Here is a 343-nt window from a genome sequence, read left to right as displayed (position 1 = left end):
CTGTCAGTGGTCGAGTGCCTTGACGATATTTTCGACCATTTTCTTGGCGTCGGCGAAGAGCATCATGGTGTTGTCGCGGAAGAACAGTTCGTTCTCGACGCCGGCATAACCGGAGCCCATGCCGCGCTTGATGAAGAGCACGGTGCCCGCCTTGTCGACATCGAGGATCGGCATGCCGAAGATCGGCGATTTCGGGTCGGTCTTGGCGGCCGGGTTGGTCACGTCATTGGCCCCGATGACGAAGGCGACGTCGGCCTGGGCGAATTCCGAGTTGATGTCCTCGAGCTCGAACACTTCATCGTAGGGCACATTGGCTTCGGCCAGAAGCACGTTCATGTGCCCG

The 343-nt window shown here is 59.2% G+C and carries 1 protein-coding gene; it reads right to left on the bottom strand.

Features of this window, described 5'->3' with window-relative positions:
- Positions 1-3: 3 nt before the first annotated feature.
- Positions 4-343 (bottom strand): NAD(P)(+) transhydrogenase (Re/Si-specific) subunit beta (locus PHA01_RS29165; protein WP_271899731.1); only part of this gene is annotated, 340 nt, incomplete at its 5' end.

Origin of the sequence: Candidatus Phyllobacterium onerii (genome assembly GCF_028331445.1) — a bacterium.
Lineage (GTDB): Bacteria > Pseudomonadota > Alphaproteobacteria > Rhizobiales > Rhizobiaceae > Phyllobacterium > Phyllobacterium onerii.
The sequence above is the reverse complement of the archived record's forward strand: the minus strand, read 5'-3'. Positions and strand labels throughout refer to the sequence as shown.